Raw genomic sequence first — 20,882 nt, forward strand, 5'->3', positions numbered from 1 at the left:
TTCTCGGATTTTGATTTGGGATGATCATTTTCAACCGGGGGAGTGTTATGGGTTTCATCAAATTTACCAAGAAGACCTCGCTCAGCGCGGAGGACCGCAAGGCGCTGCAAGACCTGCTCAATTTCGAGAAGCAAAAACTCCAGCTCGCACTGAAGGATGTCGACGCCAGCCTTAAGGCTCTGCGCGGGTCCAAGAAGAAGAAGTCCAAGAAGAAGTAAACTCGTCGGTCGGGGACGGCCGTACGAATCTTCGCAGAGCGGCCGCTTGCGTGTCGAGTTTGGGGGCTCGCACAAGCTTGCGCCTGTAAACCGGCCTGCAAATCGACAAGAATTCGCCCGGGTGGACCGCTAGGTACGGTCCTCTCGGCTGATTCTTGCGCAGTTGTTTCTTCCGTCGAGACCGAGGGATTTGGCCTCGCCCGACGCCATGGGCCCAATTGATGGCAGACGACAGAATCGAACTCTTTGTCGGACTGATCGAGACCATTGACGTGCCGGGCGCGGCCGAGGCGTGCCGACGCCTGCTCTCGGTCGACGAGCGGGCCCGGGCCGATCGCTTCGTGTTCGAGCGGCATCGGCGGCAGTACATCTTCGCGCATGCGATGTTGCGCCTGGCGCTGTCACAGGTCGCTTCCAACGTCGCGCCCACCGACTGGACGTTTGGCGCGGGCCGCTATGGCCGGCCGTTCGTCGCAGCACCGGCCACCTCGACCGCGCTGCATTTCAGCCTGTCGCATGCCGACGGCTGCGTCGCCTGCGTGGTGTCGCGGCATGAGGCCGTCGGGGTCGACGTCGAAACCGTGTCGCGGCGCGTCGCGCCGCTGTCCACCGCGCTTCGCTTCTTTGCGCCGGAAGAGGTCGAAGCCTTGCGCGGACTGCCGGAGCCGGCGGCGATCGAGCGCTTCTTCGACTATTGGACGCTCAAGGAGGCCTATCTGAAAGCCAGGGGCTTCGGGCTGAATCTGCCGCTCGACGCCTTCGCCATGCAGGTGTCACGCGAGGCCATCGAGATCAGCTTCAAGCCCGACATCGTCGACGATCCGGACGCCTGGCGCTTCTCGCTGTGCTCGCCATCGCCCGCGCATCGCCTCGCGATCGCCGACGGCTCCCGCACCGACGGCGGCCTTCCCATCAGCCGCCATGCCTGGCCCCTCCGCGAAGCGGCTGAGTGAGGCGGGCAAGCGGAGAGGCGAAGCGATCTCACCGCGCTTCTTCGAATCCTGCCAGCACAGAGGTCAGGTTGGCGCCGAGAATGTCCGAGAGATAGCCGCCTTCCTGCACGAGCACGGTCGGCAGGCCCAGCTTCGCGATGGCCTGGCCGATGCGGCGGAAGCCGGGTGTGGTGACGGCCAATCCCTTGAGCGGATCGTGCTCGGAGGCATCGAGGCCGAGTGCGATGACGAGGGCGCCGGGTGCAAAGGATTCGATCGCCTTGCGCGCGATGTCCAGCGCCTGGAGATAGCCGTCATCGCCGGTGCCGATGGGAAGCGGAATGTTGAGGTTGGTGCCGAGGCCGGGTCCTTCGCCGCGCTCATGCGCATAGCCCCATACGTACGGATAATACGCAACGGGGTCGGCATGGATCGAGATCGTGTAGACGTCGGGCCGGGCATAAAAGATGCCTTGCGTGCCGTTGCCGTGATGGACATCGACGTCGAGGATCACGACGCGCTCATGCTTCTGCCGCAGATGCGCCGCCGCGATCGCGCTGTTGTTGAGGAAGCAGAAGCCGCCGGCCATGTCGCGATAGGCGTGATGGCCGGGCGGACGGCAGAGCGCGTAAGTTGCGTCCTCGCCATCCATCACCATCTGCGCTGCGGTCACCGCAACATCGGTGGCGGCGCAGGCCGCGGCCCACGTGCCCGGGCCGATCGGCGCTGCGGTGTCGGCGGTATGCCAGCCGAGCTTGCCGACGATGTGGGTCGGATAGGTCGCGGCATGGCGCACGGGATGGATATTGCCGATCATCTCCGGGCCGGAATCGCCGAGCGCCGTCCAGGCGTCCCAGGCTTCGCTGAGGAACGACAGGTATTCCGGGCTGTGAATGCGTGCGCGCGGACCGGGCCCGAACTTGGTTGGCTCGACCAGTTGATGCCTGCCGTCCTTCAATCCCCTGAGCAGGCGATCGGCGCGCTCGGGCTGCTCTGTGGTGCGCTTGACGACACCACGCACCAAGAAGAATTGCGGATCGTGGCTGCGGTGCAGCTCGGTATAGACGGCTTTCACTCAACACTCCGTGGTCGCCTGCTACTGGACGTGCCGCAGAGTCTTGATCGCCACGGCCGCCGGATGCAAGCAAGAAAAATGCCGTCCATCGGCGCGCTGCCCTGCGCGGAAAGCAGAGCGCTTGCGAAGCTCAGCAACGCCCACGCTGGAGGCAGTGCTCGCGGCCCTGCTGGTCGGTGCGGAAGGACTCGATGAAGCCACCCTGGCGCTGGGTGACGAAGACGGTCTTGCCGTCGCTGCCGCCGAAGGCAATGTTGGTCGGCTCCTTGGCCTTCAGCGGGATCTCGCGCTCGACCGCGCCGGTCGGCTTCATCAGCGCGATCGTGCCCTTGAGAATGCGCGCGACGTACAGGCGGCCGGCAACGTCGGTGCGCAGGCCGTCGATGGTGTCGGGCTGAAACGCCTTGACGAGTTTTGCAGCCGTCAGCTCGTTGCCGCTGATCGCATAGGACCAGATCTGGCCGCTGCTGGATTCGCCGACATAGAGCGTCTTGCCGTCAGGGCTGAGGTCGATGCCGTTGGTGGTGCCCATGGCGCGCAGCGTCGACATCACCTGCCCCCGCACCGTACCGTCCGCTCCCCTGGCGATGCGCCAGATGTGGCCTTCGCGCCCCTTCCAGTTCGGATCGCTCGCATAGATCGTGCCGTCCGGCGCGATCGTGATGTCGTTGGGCTGGCTCATCTCGCCGGAGTGAAACCACACCGCGGGCTTGGTCGCACCCTTGGGGATGGCGAAGATGTTGTGCTTCTTGTAGTCGGCGATGAACATGGTGCCGCTGCGATCGAAACGGATCGCGTTGCCGACGCTGCCTTCGGGGAGCGTCGTGAACAGCTCCGAGGCGGCGCCACCAGCGGGCAATTTGCCGATGGTGCCGGGCTTGCCGAGATTGACGACGAACAGATTGCCGTCGAGATCGGCGGCCGGCCCTTCGATGCCGAAGGTGTATTCGCCGGCGGGCGTCACCTGTGCGCTTTCGAACAGTTTTGTTTCGGCAGCGGCCGGCAGCGTCGTGACCAGCAGGATGCTACTGCACAGGCACCAGAAGTTCCTGCCGGATGTAATAGCCATCGCCGTCGGTGCACTCGCCGTTCAGATAGGGATCGGCTGGCCGGAAGAATCGGCTAAAGCCGGGTCTGTCTACAGCGCTCCTTTGTGTCACGACGACGACGTTTCCAGCCGGTATTTCGCCGCATTCCTTGTTGGCCTTGCTGAAAAACTTCCGCTGCGGCGGGCCTGGCTTGATCCGCATCCGCGTGCCCGGCACCATTTTGGCGACGAACAGGTCCGCGGTATCGAGCAGGCGCGTGTAACCAGGCTCGGTCTTGGGCAGGCTCTCGCCGCCCGGCGGCATCAGCTTCTCGGCGCCTAGGCCGCGCAGGCGCGTCCGCAGCCTGCCGGCGTCGGGATCGCCAGGGTAGATCCAGCCGTCCTGCGCCAGCATGAAGTGCAGCACCGCCCTGTCCTTCTCCGCATCCGATTGCCCCGCGCTCAGGCCGAAATCCGAATGGCAGCCGACGCAATGCTTCTCGACGAGGCCCTTGCGCAAGGTGGTAAGGCGAACGCCGTTCTGCGCGTCTCTGGCGACGAAAGCCGCGAGCTGGTCGATCATCGCCTGGCTGCGCGTATCGCAGGGGAGAGGCGCAGGCCCTTCGCCAGCAGCGCGATCGATGCGGATCACGGTCCTGTTCTTGTCCTCGACCAGCCAGATCGCGCCGTCCTCGGCAACCGTCATGCCGACCGGCGCACCTTGCGGCCGCGCGCCGTTGACGCGGTGCCAACCTGCAATCAGCTCTTCGAACGGCGCGGCGGCGACCTCGCCGGCGTCGGTCCGGAAACTGCGGGTCGGCTCGGCCGCGCAACTGACGTGATAGCGCACCGGTGCCGCGCTGGGCTTTGGAAAGCCGTGATCGTCGACGTCATAGACCAGCAGCCGGCTCCCGGTCGGCCGATAGCCGTGCAGACCGACCAGCAGCTTGCCCTCCAGCTCCGGGAATTTGGCGCCGTGGTAATACAGCATCGCGAGCGGCGCGCCGTGCGGCGGCAGCAGCGAGAGCGGCGCCTTGTAAAGCGCATTGGCCGAGCAGAACGACTTGTACGCGCCCGATTGCAGCACGAGCCTGAATTCGGGGCTCGGCGTCGACAAATCGTAGCAATAGGGCCAGCCGTAGTGCCTGCCCTGCTCGATCGCGTTGATCTCCTCGTTCGGCTTGAAGATGTCGGGCAGGTCGCGGGCGTTCTCGCCTTGCAGGAAGGCGTAGCCAGCGTCCGGAAACTTCGGGTGCAGCACCAGCGCCATCGAGTTGCGCAGGCCGCGCGCATAGACGCTGTGCGGCGGGTCGGGATCGCCGGGTTTCAATGCCAGGAAGACGCCGCTTGAGGGCGGCGTGAACAGCCAGATCGAGGCCAGCGCGGACACGCCCTCGGCCGCCGCACAGGGTCTTGTGATCGGCGCAGGCGTGATGCAATCGTCGCTGTGCGAGCCGACATTGACGAACAGCCGGCCGTTCCGGTCGAACACGAACTGCTTGAACGGGTGCGCGCTCTCATCGGTCCTCGTGCCATCCGGCAGCGCGATCCGGCGGCCGGGCATGTGGCGGATGATGGTCTCGACCGTGCTGCGTGGATTGTCGGCAAGCGGGTCGAACCGGAAGATCGTTTCCGCGGTCGAGGCATAGAGCTTCCTGTCCGGGCCGATGACGAGAGCGAACGGATATTCTATCCCCGTCAGCAGCTCCTTGAGGCGTTGCCCCTGCGGGGCACGCGGATCGAGCAGCAGCAGCCGCCCGTCGGTGTGGCCCCAGCCGCCCATATCGGCGACCACCAAAAGGTCGCGGCCGGGCACCTGGACGATCGAGCGCGGAAATTTGAGGCGGTCCCCCTCGCTGGCGACGAGGCCGGCGCAATATCCCGCCTTCATGTCGATCTGGATCCTGGGAAAGGCGAGATCGCCGCTGCCGCAGGCTTCCGTGCCGATCGCGTAGCCGCTCTTTCTGACCGGCTCGGACGAAGCCGGGGCGAAGCCGAGCAGCGCGGCGGCGAAGCCCGCTGCAAGAACGACCGCTGCAGGCAAGCGCAGATTTGGCCGTTCGCGATCGAATGTGAACTGGTTCACGGTGAGCCCCGCCTTCCCGCGGGCGTTGTTCCATGCCGCCGCAACGCCGTCCAGTCATCACCCGCCTGTGATTAAACCTGTAACGACCTTGGGCCCGACCAATATCCGTAAATTCCCTTACCGGGCTCGACCCGAATGTTTCGCGAATGCTTGGGGTGGTATCGGTTTGCCGTCCCGATCGCTTTCTACAGGAGGCGCCTATGGTCCAGGTCTATTTTCACTGCTCCAACACCGAGGGCACGCTGATCGACCGCTACGGCGCCGCAGTCGCCAATCTGACCGAGGCGCGCGACCGCGCCGCTCAGATCATGAACTCGATGATCCAGACCCCCGGCGCCGAAGACTGGCGCGACTGGGTGATCCACGTCAGCGGCTCCGACGGCGAGGATCTGTTCGACCTCCCCTTCACCGCCATGCTCGGCAAGCCGCATTGAGGTGATGCCATGTTGCTCGCTTCATTGAGCCTGCTGCGCCAGCCCCTCAGCTTCGTCGCCACCAGATGGCAGACGCTGATCCGCGTCGCAGCCAATCCCTACCGCCCCGAGCTGCACTACATGCGCGGACCCGGCCCGAAATGGCGCGCCAAGTACCAGGCCAGCCGGCTGGATCGCATGCGCTGAGCGCGCGGCCATAGAAATCGCACTAATCGTCGTCATGGCCGGGCTTGACCCGGCCATTCCACGTTTTGGGGGCTCGGATAGGAAGACGTGGATGCCCGGGACAGCCCGGGCATGACGGTTGGATGAGAAGCATGCCCACCTCACCTCCCGGTAAACTTCGCCTTGCGCTTCTCCACGAACGCATTGCGGCCTTCCATGGCGTCCGCGCTCTTGCGGATCGTGGCCTGAAGCTCGATCTCGCGGCGGAACTGCGCTTCATAGGTCGCATGCTCGCTCTCCTCGACCAGAGCGCGGGTTGCGACCAAAGCGCGCGTCGGTCCTTCGGCGAGGCGGCGCGCCAAACCTAACGCCTCATCCATCAACTTGGCGTCGTCGACGACCTGCCGGACCAGGCCGATCTCCTGGGCGCGTTCCGCCGTCAGCGGCTCATTGAGCAGCATCAGCTCGAGCGCGCGCTGCCGGCCGATCAGCCGCGGCAAGAGCCAGGTCGAGCCGAGATCGGGCACCAGCGCGATGCGGCTGAACACCTGGATGAAGCTCGCCGACCGCGCCGCGACGATGATGTCGCCGGCCATTGCGAGACTGAAGCCGCCGCCGGCCGCGACGCCATTGACGGCAACGACAACAGGCACTCGGCATTCGCGCAAGGCCTTGAAGGCCGGCCAGTAGAAGCGCATCACGCCGGCCGCGATGTCCTCGCCGAGCGCCTCTGAGGCTTTCAAATTCTGTCCTGAGCAAAATCCCCGCCCGGCGCCCGTGAGCACCAGCGCGCGGATGGCCTCGTCCCCCGTCATTTCGCCGACGGCTAGGGCAAGTGCGCCGAGCAGGTCTGGCGTCATCGCGTTGAGGCTGGCCGGCTCGTCGAGCGTCAGGATCCCGACCGCGCCATCCCGCGCCTGTTTCACACCAGCCATGCCGCGCCTCCCTTTCGATGTTCTCGTTGGCGGCAATGTGCCATTGTCCGCGCGCTTCGCCAATCGCAGAGCTTTCAACCTCAGTGCACGACGCAACTGAATCCAGAGATCAAGACGACACCATGCCTCACCAGTTCAGCCTCAACCAGACCGTCCGCAAGCCCGCCGTCACCTCCAAGGGCGGCATCGTCGCCTCGCAATCGCGGCGGGCGGCCGAAGCCGGGGCGCAGGTGCTGGCCGCGGGCGGCGATTGCGTCGACGCGATCGTTGCGACCACGTTTGCCCTCAACGTGCTGGAGCCCTGGAACAGCGGCATCGGCGGCGGCGGTGCGATGGTGCTCTACCGCGCCAAGGAAAATCGCTATGAGGTGATCGACTACGGCATGTGCGCGCCGCAAAGCCTGCGCACGGCCGATTATCCGCTCAGCGGCGAAGGCGCGTCGTCCGACCTGTTTCCCTGGCCAAGGGTGAAGGACGATCGCAACATCCACGGCCCCGGCTCGATCGCCGTACCCGGTGTCGTCGCCGGAATGGAAGAGGCGCACCGCCGCTACGCCAAGATGCCGTGGAAGGATCTGGTCACGCCGGCAGCTCGGCTTGCCGGCGAAGGCCTGCTGGTCGATTGGTGGACGACGGTGACGATCGCGGGCTCGGCCGCCGATCTCAGGCGATACCCCGCGAGCGCGGCCGCATATCTGAAGGACGGCCTGCCCCCAACCGCGCCCTGGGGCATCAAATTCGAGACGCGGCTGCCGCAGGACGCCCTGAAGGCGACGCTGACACATCTCGCCGACGCGGGCGCGCGCGATTTCTATCAGGGCGATCTCGCCAGGAGCATTGCTTCCGACATCAAGGCCGACGGCGGCTCGCTGTCGGTGGAGGATCTCGCCGCATTCCGCGCCCATCTGCGCGCGCCGCTGGCGATCCCCTATCGCCAAGGCAGGGTGTTCGCGACCCCGGAGCTCACCGCGGGGCCGACAATGGCTCATGCGCTGCGGCTGTTGCAGCAGAGCCTGACGCCGGCAGGCGCGCCGGATGCCGGCGCCTATGTCGAATATGCGCTCGCCCTGCAGGCCGCCTTCCGCGAACGGCTCAAGGATATGGGCGATGCCGACGGCAAGCGCTCGCTCGGCGCCGAATATCTGGCGCCGGCCTGCACTACGCATTTCTCGGTGGTCGATCGTCACGGCAACATCGCGGCGGTGACGCAGACGCTACTGTCGTCCTTTGGCTCGCGCTACGTGACACCGCACACCGGCATCACCATGAACAACGGCATCATGTGGTTCGACCCGACAGCCGGCACCACCAACTCGCTTGCACCCGGCAAGCGCTGCCTCTGCAACTACACGCCCGTCATCGCCGAGACCAAGGACGGCAAGCGCCTCGCAATCGGCGCCTCCGGCGGTCGCCGCATCCTGCCGTCGGTGATGCAGCTCGTGTCCTTCGCGATGGATTATGGGATGGACCTCGACGGCGCCATCCACCAGCCGCGCATCGACGCCAGCGAAGGCGCGGTGGTGATCGGCGATGCGCGTCTGCCGGCGGAGGTGCGCGAGGCGCTGGCCGCGCGCTTCGACTATGAAGAGAGCCGGGTGCAGGCGCTGCCGCAGAAGTTCGCCTGCCCGAGCGTCGTGATGCGCGAGGGCGAGGTCAATTCCGGCGCGGTCGAGATTTTCCAGCCCTGGGCCGATGCGGTGGCGGAGGCTTGACTCCGCTCGACATGCCAGCGCGCGTTGAGCTCCGGCGCGATTACGCATCCAGGCGAGCGTCACGACTCCTCCACATTCGCAGGGAACTTACCCACCCACCGTTCGTTCACTGAACGGACAAATGCGCTCGCCCCACTGGAGGACATCATGAAGAAACTTGCGCTCGCCGCCTCGCTGATCATTGCGGCCGGCTTCACATTTACGAGCGCCGCGCTGGCGAAGGGTGGGCACGGACATGGACATGGTCATGGCCACAAGATGGGCCATCATCACCATGGCAAGTCGTTCGGCTGGTACCACGGTCGCAAGGTCGGCTGGCGCGGTCACGCGTGCCCGCCCGGACTTTGGAAGCAGGGTCGCTGCTGAGTCGAGCTAGGATCCGAGCAAGGCGTCGCTCCTCACCGAGCGGCGCCTTTTTCATATGCCGAGTCGATCGCGCACACGGCCCGCCATCACCGCAGTCGTCACGCCCACCGGCCAGAACGCGTGCATCGGGATCGGCTTGATGCCCGTGATGGGCATGTCGATCTCGGCCTTGGCGCCGCCGATGAGGCGGCGGGCGAGTTGCGCACCCATGGCGGTCGCAAGCGCAACGCCGCGGCCGTTGCAGCCGAGCGAGATCAGGATGTTCTCCGCGGGCTCGTGCACATGCGGATAATGGTCCGCAGTGATGGCGAGCCGGCTGTTCCAGCCGTGGGTCCAGGCAACGCCCTTGAGCTGCGGCCAGAGTCGCTCCGCATAACGCATGAGATAGGCGACGTCATGCGGCGACCTGATCCAGCGCATCGGGCCGCGCCCGCCCATCAACAGACGGTTCTGCTGATCGATGCGATAGTAGACCGTGATATGGCCGCTCTCGTAGAGCACCGGACGCGTCGGCATGATCGAACGGGCGACTGCGTCGGAAAGCGGCGCGGTGGCGGCGATCGAGGAAAACACCGGCACGATGGTGCGGCGGAGCGCCGGCCAGAGATCGTCGGTGAAGCCGTTGGTGGCGAGCAGGACTTTATCCGCATGAACCACTGCGCGCGGCGTCTCGATGCGCCAGCGCGTGCCGTCGCGGCGCAGGGACAATGCCGGCGTCTCGCCATGAACCTTCGCGCCCGCCGACATCGCGGCGCGGGCAAGACCACGGGCGTAGCTCAGGGGATGCAGATCGCCGCCGCGTGCATCCAACATCGCGCCGATGTAGCGGTCGGTGCCCGTCATCTCGCGCAACTGCTCGCGGTTCAGATAATTCACCGGCATGCCGCGGCGGATGCATTGCTGCGCGGTCTTCTCGATCGCGGCGGCGCTGCTCTCGTTGTAAGCCGCGCGCAAGGTGCCGTTCTGCCGCGCCTCGCACGGGATCTGGTAGCGGCGGATCAAATCGTGCGTGAAGTTGGTCGTGCCATAGGCGAACGCGATCATGCGGCGGCCGAGTTGGGTGCCGAAATCGGCTTCGATCTGATCCGGATCGTGCTTCAGGCCGGGATTGGTGTGGCCGCCATTGTTGCCGGACGCGCCCCAGCCCGGCTCCTGCGCCTCCAGCACCAAGGCCTCGACACCCTGCTCCGCCAGATGCAGCGCGGTGGAAAGGCCGGTGTAGCCGCCGCCAACGATCGCGACCGAGACGCTCTTGTCGACATCGAGCGGCGGCGTGGCAACCGGCGCCACGGCGGTGTCGGCATAGAGCGAGGGCGGCAGAGGCAGGCGCGTCATGTCGAAACCGGTCAGAGCGGATGCAGCACGCGGCGCAAGAAGTCCTGCGTCCGCGCGTGCTGCGGTTGATTGAGCACCGATTTCGCCGGGCCCTGCTCGACAATGACGCCGCCATCGATGAACAGAACACGATCGGCGACGTCGCGCGCAAAGCCCATCTCGTGGGTGACGACGACCATGGTCATGCCGTCGTCGGCGAGCTTGCGCATGACGCCGAGGACGTCGCCGACCAGCTCGGGGTCGAGCGCCGAGGTCGGCTCGTCGAACAGGATCGCCTTGGGCTGCATGGCGAGCGCCCGCGCGATGGCGACGCGCTGCTGCTGCCCGCCGGAGAGCTGCGGCGGATGCGCATCAGCCTTTTCCGCAAGCCCAACCTGAGCGAGCAGCGCGCGGCCGCGCTCGAGCACCTGGGCGCGCGGCTCCTTCTTCACGAAGAGCGGCCCCTCGATCACGTTCTCCAGCGCTGTCCGATGCGGGAACAGGTTGAAGCGCTGGAACACCATCGAGACCTGGGTGCGGATGTTCACGATCGAGGGCGCGTCGCGATCGACCCTCAAGCCCTCGACGCTGATCTCGCCGCGGTCGTAGCTTTCGAGGCCGTTGATACAGCGCAGGATGGTCGACTTGCCGGAGCCGGAGGGGCCGATGATGCAGACCACCTCACCCTTCTCGACGCTCGCCGTGATGCCCTTGAGCACCTCGACCTTGCCAAAGCTCTTGTGGACGTCGCTCAGCTCGATCATCGCTTGCCGGCCCGCTTCTCGAAGTGACGGACCAAGAGGATCAGCGGAATGCTCATGGTGAGGTACATCAGGGCGACCAGCGTGAACACGCTGGTGTTCTTGAACGTCGAGGACGCGATCAGCTTGCCCTGCAGCGCGAGCTCGGCGACCGTGATGGTCGAGGCTTGCGAGGAATCCTTCAGCATCATGATCATGACGTTGCCGTAGGGCGGCAGCACGATGCGCACGGCCTGCGGCAGCACCACGCGGCGCATGGTGAGCCACCAGCCCATGCCGATCGACTGCGCCGCCTCGATCTGCCCCTTGTCGATCGCCTCGATGCCGGCGCGGAAGTTTTCGGCCTGGTAGGCCGAATAGGCGATGCCGAGCCCGAGGATCGCGGCCTGCAACGCGCTGAGCGTAACGCCGAGATCGGGCATCACGAAGTAGAGGTAGAACAACAGCACGATGATCGGGATGCCGCGGATCACGTTGATCAGGCTGGCGCTGAGCATCGACAGCGCTTTGATGCCGGAGACCCGCATCATCGCCCAGACCAGGCCGAGCACCGTCGACAGCAACAGCGAGCCGATCGTGACGATGATCGTCAGCGCGACGCCGTTCAGCAGGATCGGGAAGAACTCGACGGCGTCGCGCCAGAAGCCTTTCATCGGGCAGCCTTCGATCAGCTTCTATCGATCAACCTTGTGCTTTCAGGCCCCATTTATCGAGGATCTTGTCGATGGTGCCGTTGGCTTTCAGCTTCGCCAGCGAAGCGTTGATCTTGCCGAGCAGTGCGCTCTCGCCCTTGCGCACGCCGATGCCGACCGAGCCGACCGTGACCGGCTTGTAGCCGTCGACCAGGCGCACCTCGGGGAAGCCGCCCTGCTTCAGATTGTAGGCGAGGATCGGATAGTCGGCGTAGCCGGCCTTGAGGCGGCCGGTGTTCACGTCGCGCAGGATGTCCGGGATGGTGTCGTAAGCCTTCACTTCGGAGAACAGGCCGGTCTTCTTCAGCGCGTCGACGAAGGCGGTGCCGACTTGCGCCCCCACCGTCTGGCCCTTCAGATCCTCCTGCGTGGCGTAAGCCTTGGTGTCGGTCTTCGGCACCACGAGGCCCTCGCCGTAGCTGTAGATCGGGTCGGAGAAGTCGATGACCTCCTTGCGCGGCGGCGTGATGAACATCGCTGCCGCAATGATGTCGATCTTGCTCGAAGTCAGCGAGGGGATCAGCGCCGAGAACGCCATCGGCTCGATCTGCACGTTGAAGCCGGCATCCTTGCCGACCTCGGTGATGAGATCGACCATGATGCCCTGGATGGTGTTGGTCTTGGTGTCGAGGAAGGTGAAGGGAATGCCCGTCGGAGTCGAGCCGACCTTCAGAGCCTGTTGCGCCGCTGCCGGCACCGCTGTGGCAATGGCGAGCGCCGCAACTGCGGCCTGAACAAAACGCTTCATCGCATCCCCCTTTTGGGCCTGGCCGGCGGCGGCGCGCGCATGTCGCGATCAAACGTTGCGGGCCGGCCCGTTTCGGCCTATTTTCACCAATATGAAAATTTGGTCACACTTTTGCGGGTGATGCAAGCGGTTTTCATGCACATGAAGGAAGCGGTTTGACGTGAGCGGTGGCAAAAGAATGCGCAAACCGGCCGCCGCAAAGCCGGCCAGGAACAGGCCGGCCAAGGTGAAAGCCAAAGCCGCTGCCAAGCCGGCCGAGCCGGCGATGGACGTCGCGGTCGGCCGCCGCATCCGGGATCTCAGGCGAGTCAGGCAGTTCTCGCTGGAGACGGTCGCCGCGCGCACGGAGCTGTCGATCGGCTTCCTCAGCCAGATCGAGCGCGGGCTGTCGTCGCCGTCGCTGCGGGTGCTGGCGACGCTCGCCGACGTGCTCGGCGTCGGCATCGCCGCGCTGTTCGGCGCGAGCCCGAGCGCCGACGGCGCATCGGATCAGGTGGTGACGCGCGGAGTGCAGCGGCCCGAATTGAAGCTGTGGCGCACGGGCGTGTCCAAGCAATTGCTGAGCCCGGCGAGCAGCGACAACAAGCTCAATCTGTTCCTGGTGCATCTTGAGCCCGGCGGCTCCACCGGCGACGAGCTCTACACCCACGACGGCGAAGAGGCCGGGCTCGTGCTCGAAGGCGAGATGATGCTGACGGTGGACAGCCAGACGTGGTCGCTGAAGACGGGCGACAGTTTTCGTTTCGCGAGCCGACGGCCGCACCGGTTTTCCAATCCGGCGCGGGATGCGAAGGCCGTGGTGCTGTGGGTGAATTGCGTGACGGGGGCGGGGTAGCTGCTTTCAACGGACGCGGCGGGTGGAAGAAATCCGCGGCGTCTCCACGCCGTCATTGCGAGTGCAGCAAAGCAATCCAGAGTCTCACCGCGGAGACAGCCTGGATTGCTTCGTCGCAAGGGCTCCTCGCAATGACGAGAGGATAGAGCCTCACCCAAACCGGTGCTTGTACCGCTCCACCGACAACGCACTGACGTCGATGTCCGGCTTCTTGCCCGACAGCATGTCAGCGAGCACGCGGCCCGAGCCGCACGACATGGTCCAGCCGAGCGTGCCGTGGCCGGTGTTGAGGTGGAGGTTGGCGTAGTGGGTCCGGCCGATCACGGGCGGGCCGTCCGGCGTCATCGGGCGCAGGCCGCTCCAGAACGTCGCCTTGGACAGGTCGCCGCCGCGCGGGAACAGGTCGGTCAGCGAATGATCGAGCGTGGCGCGGCGTGCGTCGTAAAGCTTGTCCGAATAGCCGGAGATTTCGGCGGTGCCGCCGACGCGGATGCGATTGCCGAGGCGGGTGATCGCGACCTTGTAGCTCTCGTCCATCACGGTCGATTCCGGCGCGCCTGCGGCGTCCTTGATCGGCACGGTGATCGAGTAGCCCTTCACCGGATAGACCGGCAGCGAGATACCGAGCGGCGCCAGGAGCCGCGACGACCAGCTGCCGAGCGCGAGCACGTAAGCGTCCGCCTGCAGCAGGCCGGCGCTCGTGGCGACACCGCTGACGCGCGCGCCATCGGTGACGATACGGTTGATCGAGGTGTTGAACAGGAAGCGCACGCCGAGCGCCCCGGCATGCTTGGCCAGCGCCTGCGTGAACATGTGGCAGTCGCCGGTCTCGTCCTGCGGCAGGCGCAGCCCGCCGACGAACTTCTCCTTCACACCGCCGAGCGCCGGCTCGGCGGCGATGCAGCCCTCGCGGCTCAGCACCTCGAAGGGAACGCCATATTGCTTGAGCACGGCGATGTCTTCGGCCGTGCCGTCGAGCTGGGCCTGGTAGCGAAACAGCTGCAGCGTGCCCTGCGAGCGCTCGTCATACTGGATGCCGATGTCGCGGCGCAGATCGCGTAAAGAGTCGCGGCTGTATTCCGCGATCGGAATCATCCGGCTCTTGTTGACCGCGTAGCGCGCGCTGGTGCAGTTGCGCAGCATCTTGAGCAGCCAGACCCACATCACCGGGTCGAGCTTCGGCCGGATCACCAGCGGACCGTGCTTCATCAACAGCCACTTGATCGCCTTCACCGGCACGCCGGGGCCGGCCCAGGGCGAGGAATAGCCCGGCGACACCTCGCCGGCATTGGCGAAGGAGGTCTCCAGTGCCGGCTCCGGCTGGCGGTCGACGACCGTCACATCATGGCCGGCACGCGCGAGGTAGTAGGCAGAGGTGACACCGATGACACCGCTGCCGAGGATCAGAACTTTCACGCTTCGTCAAACTCCTGCGGCATCACGCTCGCCGCTGCAAGGACACAACTCGCTAGCGGCGAGAGCAATTATCAGGCCACCTTCTTGATGCCGTCGCCGAGGATCGAGATCATCTGGTCGATGTGGCTCTTCTCGACGATGAGCGGGGGCGACATCGCGACGGAATCGCCACCGGTGCGAAGATAGAGGCCGTTGTTGAAGCATTCGACCAGCATGTCGTAGCCGCGCGCGCCGACCACGCCGCCACGCGGTGCGAGTTCGACCGCGCCCATCAGGCCGCAATTGCGGATGTCGACGACGTTCGGCAGGCCTTTGAGCGAATGCAGCGCATCGCGCCAGTATTCGGCGAGCGAGCTACCACGCGTGAGCAGGCCTTCGTCCTTGTAGATGTCGAGGGTCGCGATGCCCGCGGCGCAGGCGACCGGATGCGCCGAATAGGTGTAGCCGTGGAACAGCTCGATCTGGTTCTCCGGGCCGGTCATCATGCCGTCGTGCACCTTGCGGCTGGCGAACACGGCGCCGCAGGGCACGGTGCCGTTGGTGATGCCCTTGGCCGTGGTCATCAGGTCCGGCGTGACGCCAAAGAAGTTGGCGGCGAACGGCGTGCCGAGGCGGCCGAAGCCGGTGATGACCTCGTCGAAGATCAGGAGGATGCCGTGCTTGTCGCAGATCTCGCGCAAGCGCTGCAGATATCCCTTCGGCGGCGGCAACACCGCGGTCGAGCCCGGCACCGGCTCGACGATGACGGCGGCGATCGTTTCCGCGCCGTGCAGGGCGACCAGACGCTCGAGATCGTCGGCGAGCTCGGCGCCGTGCTCGGGCAGGTCCTTGGCGAAGGCGTTGCGGGTGAGATCATGGGTGTGGCGGATGTGGTCGACGCCTGGCAGCAGGGTGGTGAAGGCGCGGCGGTTGGCGACCATGCCGCCGACCGAGGTGCCGCCGAAGCCGACGCCGTGATAGCCGCGCTCGCGACCGATCAGGCGGGTGCGGCTGGCCTGGCCGTTGGCGCGGTGATAGGCCAGCGCGATCTTCAGCGCGGTGTCGACCGACTCGGAGCCGGAATTGGTGAAGAAGACGCGGTCGAGGCCCTTTGGGGCGATCTCGGCGAGACGCTCGGCGAAGTCGAATGCCAGCGGATGGCCCATCTGGAACGACGGCGCGAAGTCCAGCGTCATCAGCTGGCGCTCGACGGCGGCGGCGATCTGCTTGCGGCCGTGGCCGGCATTGACGCACCAGAGCCCGGCGGAGCCGTCGATCACCTGGCGGCCGTCGACGCTGGTGTAGTACATGCCCTCGGCCGAGGAGAACAGGCGCGGCGACTTCTTGAACTGCCGGTTGGCCGTGAACGGCATCCAGTACGAATCGGTCTTGATGGTGTTCGGAATCTGATGAAGGGTCACGGCCGCGCTCCTTTGCTGACCCCATAGCTGAGCCATGGCTTGGAAAGCGCAACAAGTCCTTTTCTGGTGACCTGCAAGCCATTGATTTGACTGGGGCTGCCGGTCCATATTTGCGCGATCCGCAACACCTGCAACACGGGATCAGGGCAAGGACCAGGACATGAGCGTCGACATCGGTGGACGGCTGCGATTCATCCGGGCGCGCCACAAGCTGTCGCAGCGCGAGCTGGCCAAGCGCGCCGGCGTCACCAATTCGACGATTTCGCTGATCGAATCCAACCAGATGAACCCCTCGGTCGGCGCGCTCAAGCGCATCCTCGACGGCATCCCGATGGGGCTCGCCGAGTTCTTCGCGCTGGAGCCGGAGTCCAGGCGCAAGATCTTCTACCGCGCCGAGGAGCTTACCGAGGTCGGCAAGAAGCCGATCTCGTACCGGCAGGTCGGCGACAATCTGTTCGGGCGCAGCCTGCAGATCCTCAAAGAGCGCTACGAGCCCGGCAGCGACACCGGACGCGTGCATCTCGTCCACGACGGCGAGGAAGGCGGCATCGTGATCTCAGGCAAGCTCGAGGTCACCGTCGAGGACGAGCGCCGCATCCTCAATCCCGGCGATGCCTATTATTTCGAGAGCCGCCGCCCGCATCGCTTCCGCTGCGTCGGCGGCAAGCCCTGCGAGGTGATCTCGGCCTGCACGCCGCCGACGTTCTGACGGCGAGATCGGCGCGTCCGGCGCGGCTCGTTCACCTCTCCCGCTTGCGGGAGAGGGAGCGCACCTGCGTCGTTGCAGCAATGTGGCCGATTTCAATCGCGCTTCAGCGCTGCGTCAGCAACTCCTCGATCCGGATCGGAAAGCGGCGGACGCGCACGCCGGTGGCGTGCCAGACCGCGTTGGCGACCGCGCCGGCGCTGCCGGTGATGCCGATCTCGCCGACACCCTTGATGCCGAGCGCATTGACGTGCGGGTCATGCTCCTCGACGGTGATGACGTCGAGCGTCGGCACGTCGGCATTCACGGGGATATGGTACTCGCCGAGATTGGCATTCATGATCCGTCCGCTGCGCCGGTCTGTGATCGCCGCCTCATGCAGCGCGAAGGACAGGCCCCAGATCATCCCGCCGAACAGCTGGCTCTGCACCATGCGCGGATTGACGATGCGCCCGGCGGCGAAGGCGCCGATCATACGGCTGACGCGGACCTGGCCGAGCTCGGGATCGACCTTCACCTCGGCGAACACCGCGCCGTGGGCATGCATCGCATAATGCTCCATCGCCGCAGGGTTCGGCGCGCCGGTGCCGCGGGCCTCGATCTCGGCAACGCCCGCGCGCGCCAGAATCTCGGCATAGCTCTCGCTCCGGCTCTCGTCGTCGCGGCGGATCAGCCTGCCGTCGCGCGCGATCACGCCGGCATTGCCGGCGCCGAACAGCGGCGAGCGCTCGTCGCTGGTGGCGAGATCGGCGAGCTTTCCGATTACGGCCGCACCGGCGCTGTGGATCGCAGCGCCTGCCGTTGCCGTGTGCGCCGAGCCGCCGGCGATGCCGGCATCGGGCAGGTCGGACGTGCCGGACCTGAAGTCGAGGCGGTCGATGTCGAGGCCTATCGAATCGGCCGCGATCTGCGCCAGCGCCGTCCAGGCGCCCTGCCCCATGTCGTGCGCGCCGATCTCCATCACGCCGGAGCCGTCGCGGCGGATCGCCGCGCGCGCCTCCGCCTGGAACATCAGCGCCGGGAAGGTCGCCGTACCCATGCCCCAGCCGACCAGGAGGCCGGCATCGTCGCGCATCTGCCGCGGCTTAAGCGAACGCTTGGCCCAGCCGAAGCGCGCGGCGCCCTGCTCGTAGCAGGCCCGCAGCGCCTTGGAGGAGAAGGGCCGTCCCGTCATCGGCTCGACCTCGGCGTAGTTCTTCAGGCGGAAGGCGAGCGGATCCATGCCGCAGGCGAAGGCCATCTCGTCGATCGCGCTCTCCAGCGCGATCGAGCCGGTCGCCTCGCCCGGCGCGCGCATGAACAGCGGCGTGCCGGTGTTGACGCGCACGGCATCGTGCGAGGTGCGGATCGCAGGCGCCGCGTAGAGCGTGTGCGAGGCATCGGCGGCGGGCTCGTAGAAATCGTCGAACGTGCTCGACACGGTTCGCGCGTGATGATCGAGCGCAGTCAGGCGCCCCTCGCCGTCGGCGCCGAGGCGCAGGCGCTGGCGCGTCGGCGCACGGTGGCCGACCGGGCCATACATCTGCTCGCGGCGCAGCACCAGCTTGACCGGCTTCCCGACCAGCTTCGCGGCCATCACGCCCAGGATCTGCGGCCCGGTCAGGAATCCCTTCGAGCCGAAACCGCCGCCCAGGAACGGGCTGCGGATATGAATCTTCTCCGGCGCGAGGCCAAACAGCTCGGCAACGCGGGCTCGCGCCATCACCATGGCCTGGCTCGGCGTGTCGAGGAAGAGCTTGTCGCCCTCCCAGCGCGCCACGATCGCATGCGGCTCCATCGCGTTGTGATATTGCGGCGGCGTCTCGTAGGTCGCCTCGATCTGCTTGTCGGCCGCGGCGAGGCCCGCTTCGACATCGCCGCGATGGCTTTCCGTCGGATTACCGACGCCGACCACCGGGGGCACGAAGCTTTCGCCGGAATCGAGGCCGACCAGCGCAGGCTGCACCTCGTAAGCCGGGGCCAGCAGCGCCGCGCCTTCCGTCGCGGCCTCCAGCGTTTCGGCGATCACGACCGCAATTGCCTGATTGGCGTAGCGGATATCGTTGCTCTGCAGCACCTCCATCCGGAACACGAACGGATTGGTCTTGAGGTCGGGGTCGATCGCGAGCGCTGGCTTGTGATCGGGCGTCATGACGTCGACGACGCCGGGATGGCGTTTTGCGGCAGCGACATCGAGCGAGACCACACGGCCGCGCGCAATGCTCGAGACAGCCGTCACGGCAAACAGCATGCCGGGCGGATGGTTGTCGGCGGCGTAAGTCGCCTGCCCCGTCACCTTGAGGATGCCGTCACGGCGGGTCAGCGGCTGGCCGATGTTCGAGCCGTGCCTGAGATGTGCCGGCGCACTGGTCAAATTGAGCTCAGACATGGAGGGCTCCGGAAGTCGTGGCAAAGGGAGAAGCCGGCAGCGCGGGGATACGCGCTGGCGTTCCGGCAGCGGCCAAGGTCAGCGCGCGCACGACGATGCGGCGCGCGAGCTCGATCTTGAAGGCGTTGTCGCCCGATGGCTTCGCGCCCTCGAGCGCACGCCGGGCCGCCTCCTGGAACGCGTCCGCGGTCGGCGCGACGCCCTTGAGGACGTCTTCCGCTGCGCGAGCGCGCCAAGGCTTTGCGGCGACGCCGCCGAGCGCGAGCCGCGCCTGTGCGATTCTGCCGTTCTCGATCCGCAGCGCGGCCGCGGCCGAGACGACAGCAAAGGCGTAGGAGGTACGCTCGCGCACCTTGAGGTAACGCGCATGCGCGGCAAAGCCGCGTGCGGCAGGCGGCAGGCGCACGGCGACGATGAGATCGCCGGGCTCAAGCACGGTCTCGCGCTCGGGCGCATCGCCCGGCAGGCGGTGCAGTTCGTCGAGCGCGACCTCGCGCCGGCCGCCCCTGCCCTCGATCTCGACGATGGCATCAAGCGCGACCAGCGGCACGCAGAAGTCGGAAGGGTGCGTGGCGATACAGCTCTCGCTCCAGCCGAGCACGGCATGGCCGCGGTTCTCGCCGTGAAGTGCGTCGCAGCCGGAGCCAGGTGCGCGCTTGTTGCAGCGACTGGCGGTGTCGTAGAAATACGCGCAGCGCGTCCGTTGCAGGAGATTGCCGCCGATTGTCGCGGCATTGCGCAATTGCGCCGACGCTCCGGACAGCAGTGCTTCGGCCACCGCGGGATATGATCTCGCGAATTCAGCGTCATGCGCGAGATCTGCGTTGCTCACCAGCGCGCCGATGCGCAAAGACCCGTCCGCGAGAGTCTCGATCTGATCGAGCCCATCGAGACGCGTGACGTCGACCAGCCGGTCCGGACGGCTGATGCCACCCTTCATCAGGTCGAGCAGGTTGGTGCCGGCTGCAAGAAACACCGCGCCGGGCTGGGCCGCCGCCGCAACCGCTTCAGTGACGGTGGCCGGCCTGACATAATCGAACGGTTTCATGCGGAACGCCTCTGATTGGTCTCGTCCATCTGTCCTTGCGCGTCCAGCACGGCATCGACGATGCCGACGTAAGCGCCGCAGCGGCACAGATTGCCGCTCATGCATTCGCGGACGCGCTCGGGATCGTTGCCGGCCTGGCCTTCTCTGATCATGCCGATCGCGCTCATGATCTGGCCCGGCGTGCAGAAGCCGCATTGAAAGCCGTCATGTGCGATGAAGGCGGCCTGCACGGGATGGAGCTGGTCGCCGCGCGCGAGGCCTTCGATGGTGAGGATGTCGGCCCCGTCATGGCTGATAGCGAGCGCGAGGCAGGAATTGATGCGCTTGCCGTCGACCAGGACGGTGCAGGCGCCGCATTGGCCGCGGTCGCACCCCTTCTTGGTTCCGGTCAGATGAAGGCGCTCACGCAGGAGATCGAGCAGCGTGACGCGCGGATCGTCGAGGACGAAATCGCGCCGCGCACCGTTCACGGTGAGGCTGATGGAGTGGTTCATACAAGGCTCCGATCAGATTTGGACATGAGTCATCGCGCAGCGCGCCATCGCCGTGGCCGCCGTCGAATAGCGCCGGCCGAACACGATGCGGCCGACGCTCGATCGAAGATACGGAGGCAGCCTCCGCTTAACAAGGCCGGTGCGGAAAAA

The 20,882-nt window shown here is 66.2% G+C and carries 21 protein-coding genes; 8 read left to right on the top strand and 13 right to left on the bottom strand.

All coding sequences use genetic code 11. The features are described 5' to 3' along the window. The first annotated feature begins 47 nt into the window (after positions 1-47). Positions 48-218 carry a hypothetical protein gene (locus ACTEK7_RS23230; RefSeq protein ID WP_167361674.1) on the top strand — a complete coding sequence of 57 codons (171 nt, stop codon included), beginning with the start codon at positions 48-50 and terminating at the stop codon, positions 216-218. A 221-nt stretch (positions 219-439) separates the two neighbouring features. Next, positions 440-1,171, top strand: a complete 732-nt coding sequence (locus ACTEK7_RS23235) for a 4'-phosphopantetheinyl transferase family protein (protein WP_225147765.1) — start codon at positions 440-442, stop codon at positions 1,169-1,171. 28 nt (positions 1,172-1,199) lie between these two features. On the opposite strand, the gene ACTEK7_RS23240 is transcribed toward ACTEK7_RS23235, so the two are convergent. The 3 genes from ACTEK7_RS23240 to ACTEK7_RS23250 all read right to left on the bottom strand — a co-directional run bounded on the left by ACTEK7_RS23240 (position 1,200) and on the right by ACTEK7_RS23250 (position 5,338). Continuing rightward, positions 1,200-2,225: a histone deacetylase family protein gene (locus ACTEK7_RS23240; protein WP_225147766.1), complete on the bottom strand. Its 1,026-nt coding sequence runs from the start codon at positions 2,223-2,225 to the stop codon at positions 1,200-1,202. Positions 2,226-2,355: 130 nt separating this feature from the next. Continuing rightward, positions 2,356-3,294 carry an SMP-30/gluconolactonase/LRE family protein gene (locus tag ACTEK7_RS23245; protein WP_225147767.1) on the bottom strand — a complete coding sequence of 313 codons (939 nt, stop codon included), beginning with the start codon at positions 3,292-3,294 and terminating at the stop codon, positions 2,356-2,358. Beyond that, entirely contained in the window at positions 3,251-5,338 is a 2,088-nt protein-coding gene (locus ACTEK7_RS23250) for a PQQ-dependent sugar dehydrogenase (RefSeq protein WP_225147768.1), read from the bottom strand. The genes ACTEK7_RS23245 and ACTEK7_RS23250 overlap by 44 nt, the downstream gene beginning before the upstream one ends. A gap of 200 nt (positions 5,339-5,538) precedes the next feature. Between ACTEK7_RS23250 and ACTEK7_RS23255 the strand changes: the two genes are divergently transcribed. Both ACTEK7_RS23255 and ACTEK7_RS23260 read left to right on the top strand, forming a co-directional pair. Next, entirely contained in the window at positions 5,539-5,772 is a 234-nt protein-coding gene (locus tag ACTEK7_RS23255) for a DUF6894 family protein (protein WP_036011788.1), read from the top strand. 9 nt (positions 5,773-5,781) lie between these two features. Beyond that, positions 5,782-5,958: a hypothetical protein gene (locus tag ACTEK7_RS23260; protein WP_172788150.1), complete on the top strand. Its 177-nt coding sequence runs from the start codon at positions 5,782-5,784 to the stop codon at positions 5,956-5,958. Positions 5,959-6,098: 140 nt separating this feature from the next. Here ACTEK7_RS23260 and ACTEK7_RS23265 read toward each other — a convergent pair whose 3' ends face one another. Continuing rightward, entirely contained in the window at positions 6,099-6,872 is a 774-nt protein-coding gene (locus ACTEK7_RS23265; RefSeq protein WP_109145186.1) for an enoyl-CoA hydratase-related protein, read from the bottom strand. Between the two features lie 122 nt (positions 6,873-6,994). On the opposite strand from ACTEK7_RS23265, the gene ACTEK7_RS23270 reads away from it, so the two are divergent. Both ACTEK7_RS23270 and ACTEK7_RS23275 read left to right on the top strand, forming a co-directional pair. Continuing rightward, positions 6,995-8,584 carry a gamma-glutamyltransferase family protein gene (locus ACTEK7_RS23270; RefSeq protein WP_225147769.1) on the top strand — a complete coding sequence of 530 codons (1,590 nt, stop codon included), beginning with the start codon at positions 6,995-6,997 and terminating at the stop codon, positions 8,582-8,584. A gap of 147 nt (positions 8,585-8,731) precedes the next feature. Continuing rightward, positions 8,732-8,950 (top strand): hypothetical protein, encoded by a 219-nt coding sequence (locus tag ACTEK7_RS23275; protein ID WP_225147770.1) that lies wholly within the window; start codon positions 8,732-8,734, stop codon positions 8,948-8,950. A gap of 51 nt (positions 8,951-9,001) precedes the next feature. On the opposite strand, the gene ACTEK7_RS23280 is transcribed toward ACTEK7_RS23275, so the two are convergent. From ACTEK7_RS23280 to ACTEK7_RS23295, 4 genes are read right to left on the bottom strand one after another with little or no spacing between them, the layout of a single operon-like run. Beyond that, a complete protein-coding gene (locus tag ACTEK7_RS23280; RefSeq protein WP_225147771.1) occupies positions 9,002-10,285 on the bottom strand; it encodes an NAD(P)/FAD-dependent oxidoreductase in 1,284 nt (427 codons plus the stop codon). An 11-nt stretch (positions 10,286-10,296) separates the two neighbouring features. Further along, a complete protein-coding gene (locus tag ACTEK7_RS23285) occupies positions 10,297-11,028 on the bottom strand; it encodes an amino acid ABC transporter ATP-binding protein (protein ID WP_036011798.1) in 732 nt (243 codons plus the stop codon). Next, positions 11,025-11,678: an amino acid ABC transporter permease gene (locus tag ACTEK7_RS23290; RefSeq protein ID WP_024341720.1), complete on the bottom strand. Its 654-nt coding sequence runs from the start codon at positions 11,676-11,678 to the stop codon at positions 11,025-11,027. Before ACTEK7_RS23290 ends, ACTEK7_RS23285 begins: the two co-directional genes overlap by 4 nt. Before the next feature lie 28 nt (positions 11,679-11,706). Next, positions 11,707-12,465, bottom strand: coding sequence for an ABC transporter substrate-binding protein (locus ACTEK7_RS23295; RefSeq protein WP_225147772.1), 759 nt, complete (start codon positions 12,463-12,465; stop codon positions 11,707-11,709). 178 nt (positions 12,466-12,643) lie between these two features. Between ACTEK7_RS23295 and ACTEK7_RS23300 the strand changes: the two genes are divergently transcribed. Next, the gene (locus ACTEK7_RS23300) at positions 12,644-13,300 is read left to right on the top strand and encodes a helix-turn-helix domain-containing protein (RefSeq protein WP_192893337.1); all 657 of its coding nucleotides are present in this window, start codon (positions 12,644-12,646) and stop codon (positions 13,298-13,300) included. 150 nt (positions 13,301-13,450) lie between these two features. Here ACTEK7_RS23300 and ACTEK7_RS23305 read toward each other — a convergent pair whose 3' ends face one another. Further along, positions 13,451-14,716, bottom strand: coding sequence for a D-amino acid dehydrogenase (locus ACTEK7_RS23305; protein ID WP_225147773.1), 1,266 nt, complete (start codon positions 14,714-14,716; stop codon positions 13,451-13,453). Between the two features lie 71 nt (positions 14,717-14,787). Further along, a complete protein-coding gene (aptA, locus tag ACTEK7_RS23310; protein WP_225147774.1) occupies positions 14,788-16,116 on the bottom strand; it encodes an omega-aminotransferase AptA in 1,329 nt (442 codons plus the stop codon). 160 nt (positions 16,117-16,276) lie between these two features. Between aptA and ACTEK7_RS23315 the strand changes: the two genes are divergently transcribed. After that, positions 16,277-16,825, top strand: a complete 549-nt coding sequence (locus tag ACTEK7_RS23315; RefSeq protein ID WP_018646206.1) for a cupin domain-containing protein — start codon at positions 16,277-16,279, stop codon at positions 16,823-16,825. Between the two features lie 103 nt (positions 16,826-16,928). Here ACTEK7_RS23315 and ACTEK7_RS23320 read toward each other — a convergent pair whose 3' ends face one another. The 3 genes from ACTEK7_RS23320 to ACTEK7_RS23330 are packed head-to-tail and all read right to left on the bottom strand — an operon-like array spanning position 16,929 to position 20,732. Continuing rightward, on the bottom strand, positions 16,929-19,190 hold the full coding sequence (locus ACTEK7_RS23320; RefSeq protein WP_225147775.1) for a xanthine dehydrogenase family protein molybdopterin-binding subunit: 2,262 nt from the start codon (positions 19,188-19,190) through the stop codon (positions 16,929-16,931). Beyond that, positions 19,183-20,238: an FAD binding domain-containing protein gene (locus tag ACTEK7_RS23325; RefSeq protein WP_225147776.1), complete on the bottom strand. Its 1,056-nt coding sequence runs from the start codon at positions 20,236-20,238 to the stop codon at positions 19,183-19,185. Before ACTEK7_RS23325 ends, ACTEK7_RS23320 begins: the two co-directional genes overlap by 8 nt. Further along, entirely contained in the window at positions 20,235-20,732 is a 498-nt protein-coding gene (locus ACTEK7_RS23330; RefSeq protein ID WP_225134779.1) for a (2Fe-2S)-binding protein, read from the bottom strand. Before ACTEK7_RS23330 ends, ACTEK7_RS23325 begins: the two co-directional genes overlap by 4 nt. Positions 20,733-20,882: the final 150 nt, after the last annotated feature.

The organism is Bradyrhizobium sp. JHI2711, from assembly GCF_056156565.1.

Excerpts from the sequence above, each read along its gene's own strand:
- ACTEK7_RS23230 (WP_167361674.1), top strand. The coding sequence starts at position 48 with ATGGGTTTCATCAAATTTACCAAGAAGACCTCGCTCAGCGCGGAGGAC.
- ACTEK7_RS23235 (WP_225147765.1), top strand. The coding sequence starts at position 440 with ATGGCAGACGACAGAATCGAACTCTTTGTCGGACTGATCGAGACCATT.
- ACTEK7_RS23245 (WP_225147767.1), bottom strand. The coding sequence starts at position 3,294 with ATGGCTATTACATCCGGCAGGAACTTCTGGTGCCTGTGCAGTAGCATC.
- ACTEK7_RS23255 (WP_036011788.1), top strand. The coding sequence starts at position 5,539 with ATGGTCCAGGTCTATTTTCACTGCTCCAACACCGAGGGCACGCTGATC.
- ACTEK7_RS23260 (WP_172788150.1), top strand. The coding sequence starts at position 5,782 with ATGTTGCTCGCTTCATTGAGCCTGCTGCGCCAGCCCCTCAGCTTCGTC.
- ACTEK7_RS23265 (WP_109145186.1), bottom strand. The coding sequence starts at position 6,872 with ATGGCTGGTGTGAAACAGGCGCGGGATGGCGCGGTCGGGATCCTGACG.
- ACTEK7_RS23270 (WP_225147769.1), top strand. The coding sequence starts at position 6,995 with ATGCCTCACCAGTTCAGCCTCAACCAGACCGTCCGCAAGCCCGCCGTC.
- ACTEK7_RS23275 (WP_225147770.1), top strand. The coding sequence starts at position 8,732 with ATGAAGAAACTTGCGCTCGCCGCCTCGCTGATCATTGCGGCCGGCTTC.
- ACTEK7_RS23280 (WP_225147771.1), bottom strand. The coding sequence starts at position 10,285 with ATGACGCGCCTGCCTCTGCCGCCCTCGCTCTATGCCGACACCGCCGTG.
- ACTEK7_RS23285 (WP_036011798.1), bottom strand. The coding sequence starts at position 11,028 with ATGATCGAGCTGAGCGACGTCCACAAGAGCTTTGGCAAGGTCGAGGTG.
- ACTEK7_RS23290 (WP_024341720.1), bottom strand. The coding sequence starts at position 11,678 with ATGAAAGGCTTCTGGCGCGACGCCGTCGAGTTCTTCCCGATCCTGCTG.
- ACTEK7_RS23295 (WP_225147772.1), bottom strand. The coding sequence starts at position 12,465 with ATGAAGCGTTTTGTTCAGGCCGCAGTTGCGGCGCTCGCCATTGCCACA.
- ACTEK7_RS23300 (WP_192893337.1), top strand. The coding sequence starts at position 12,644 with ATGCGCAAACCGGCCGCCGCAAAGCCGGCCAGGAACAGGCCGGCCAAG.
- ACTEK7_RS23315 (WP_018646206.1), top strand. The coding sequence starts at position 16,277 with ATGAGCGTCGACATCGGTGGACGGCTGCGATTCATCCGGGCGCGCCAC.
- ACTEK7_RS23320 (WP_225147775.1), bottom strand. The coding sequence starts at position 19,190 with ATGTCTGAGCTCAATTTGACCAGTGCGCCGGCACATCTCAGGCACGGC.
- ACTEK7_RS23325 (WP_225147776.1), bottom strand. The coding sequence starts at position 20,238 with ATGAAACCGTTCGATTATGTCAGGCCGGCCACCGTCACTGAAGCGGTT.
- ACTEK7_RS23330 (WP_225134779.1), bottom strand. The coding sequence starts at position 20,732 with ATGAACCACTCCATCAGCCTCACCGTGAACGGTGCGCGGCGCGATTTC.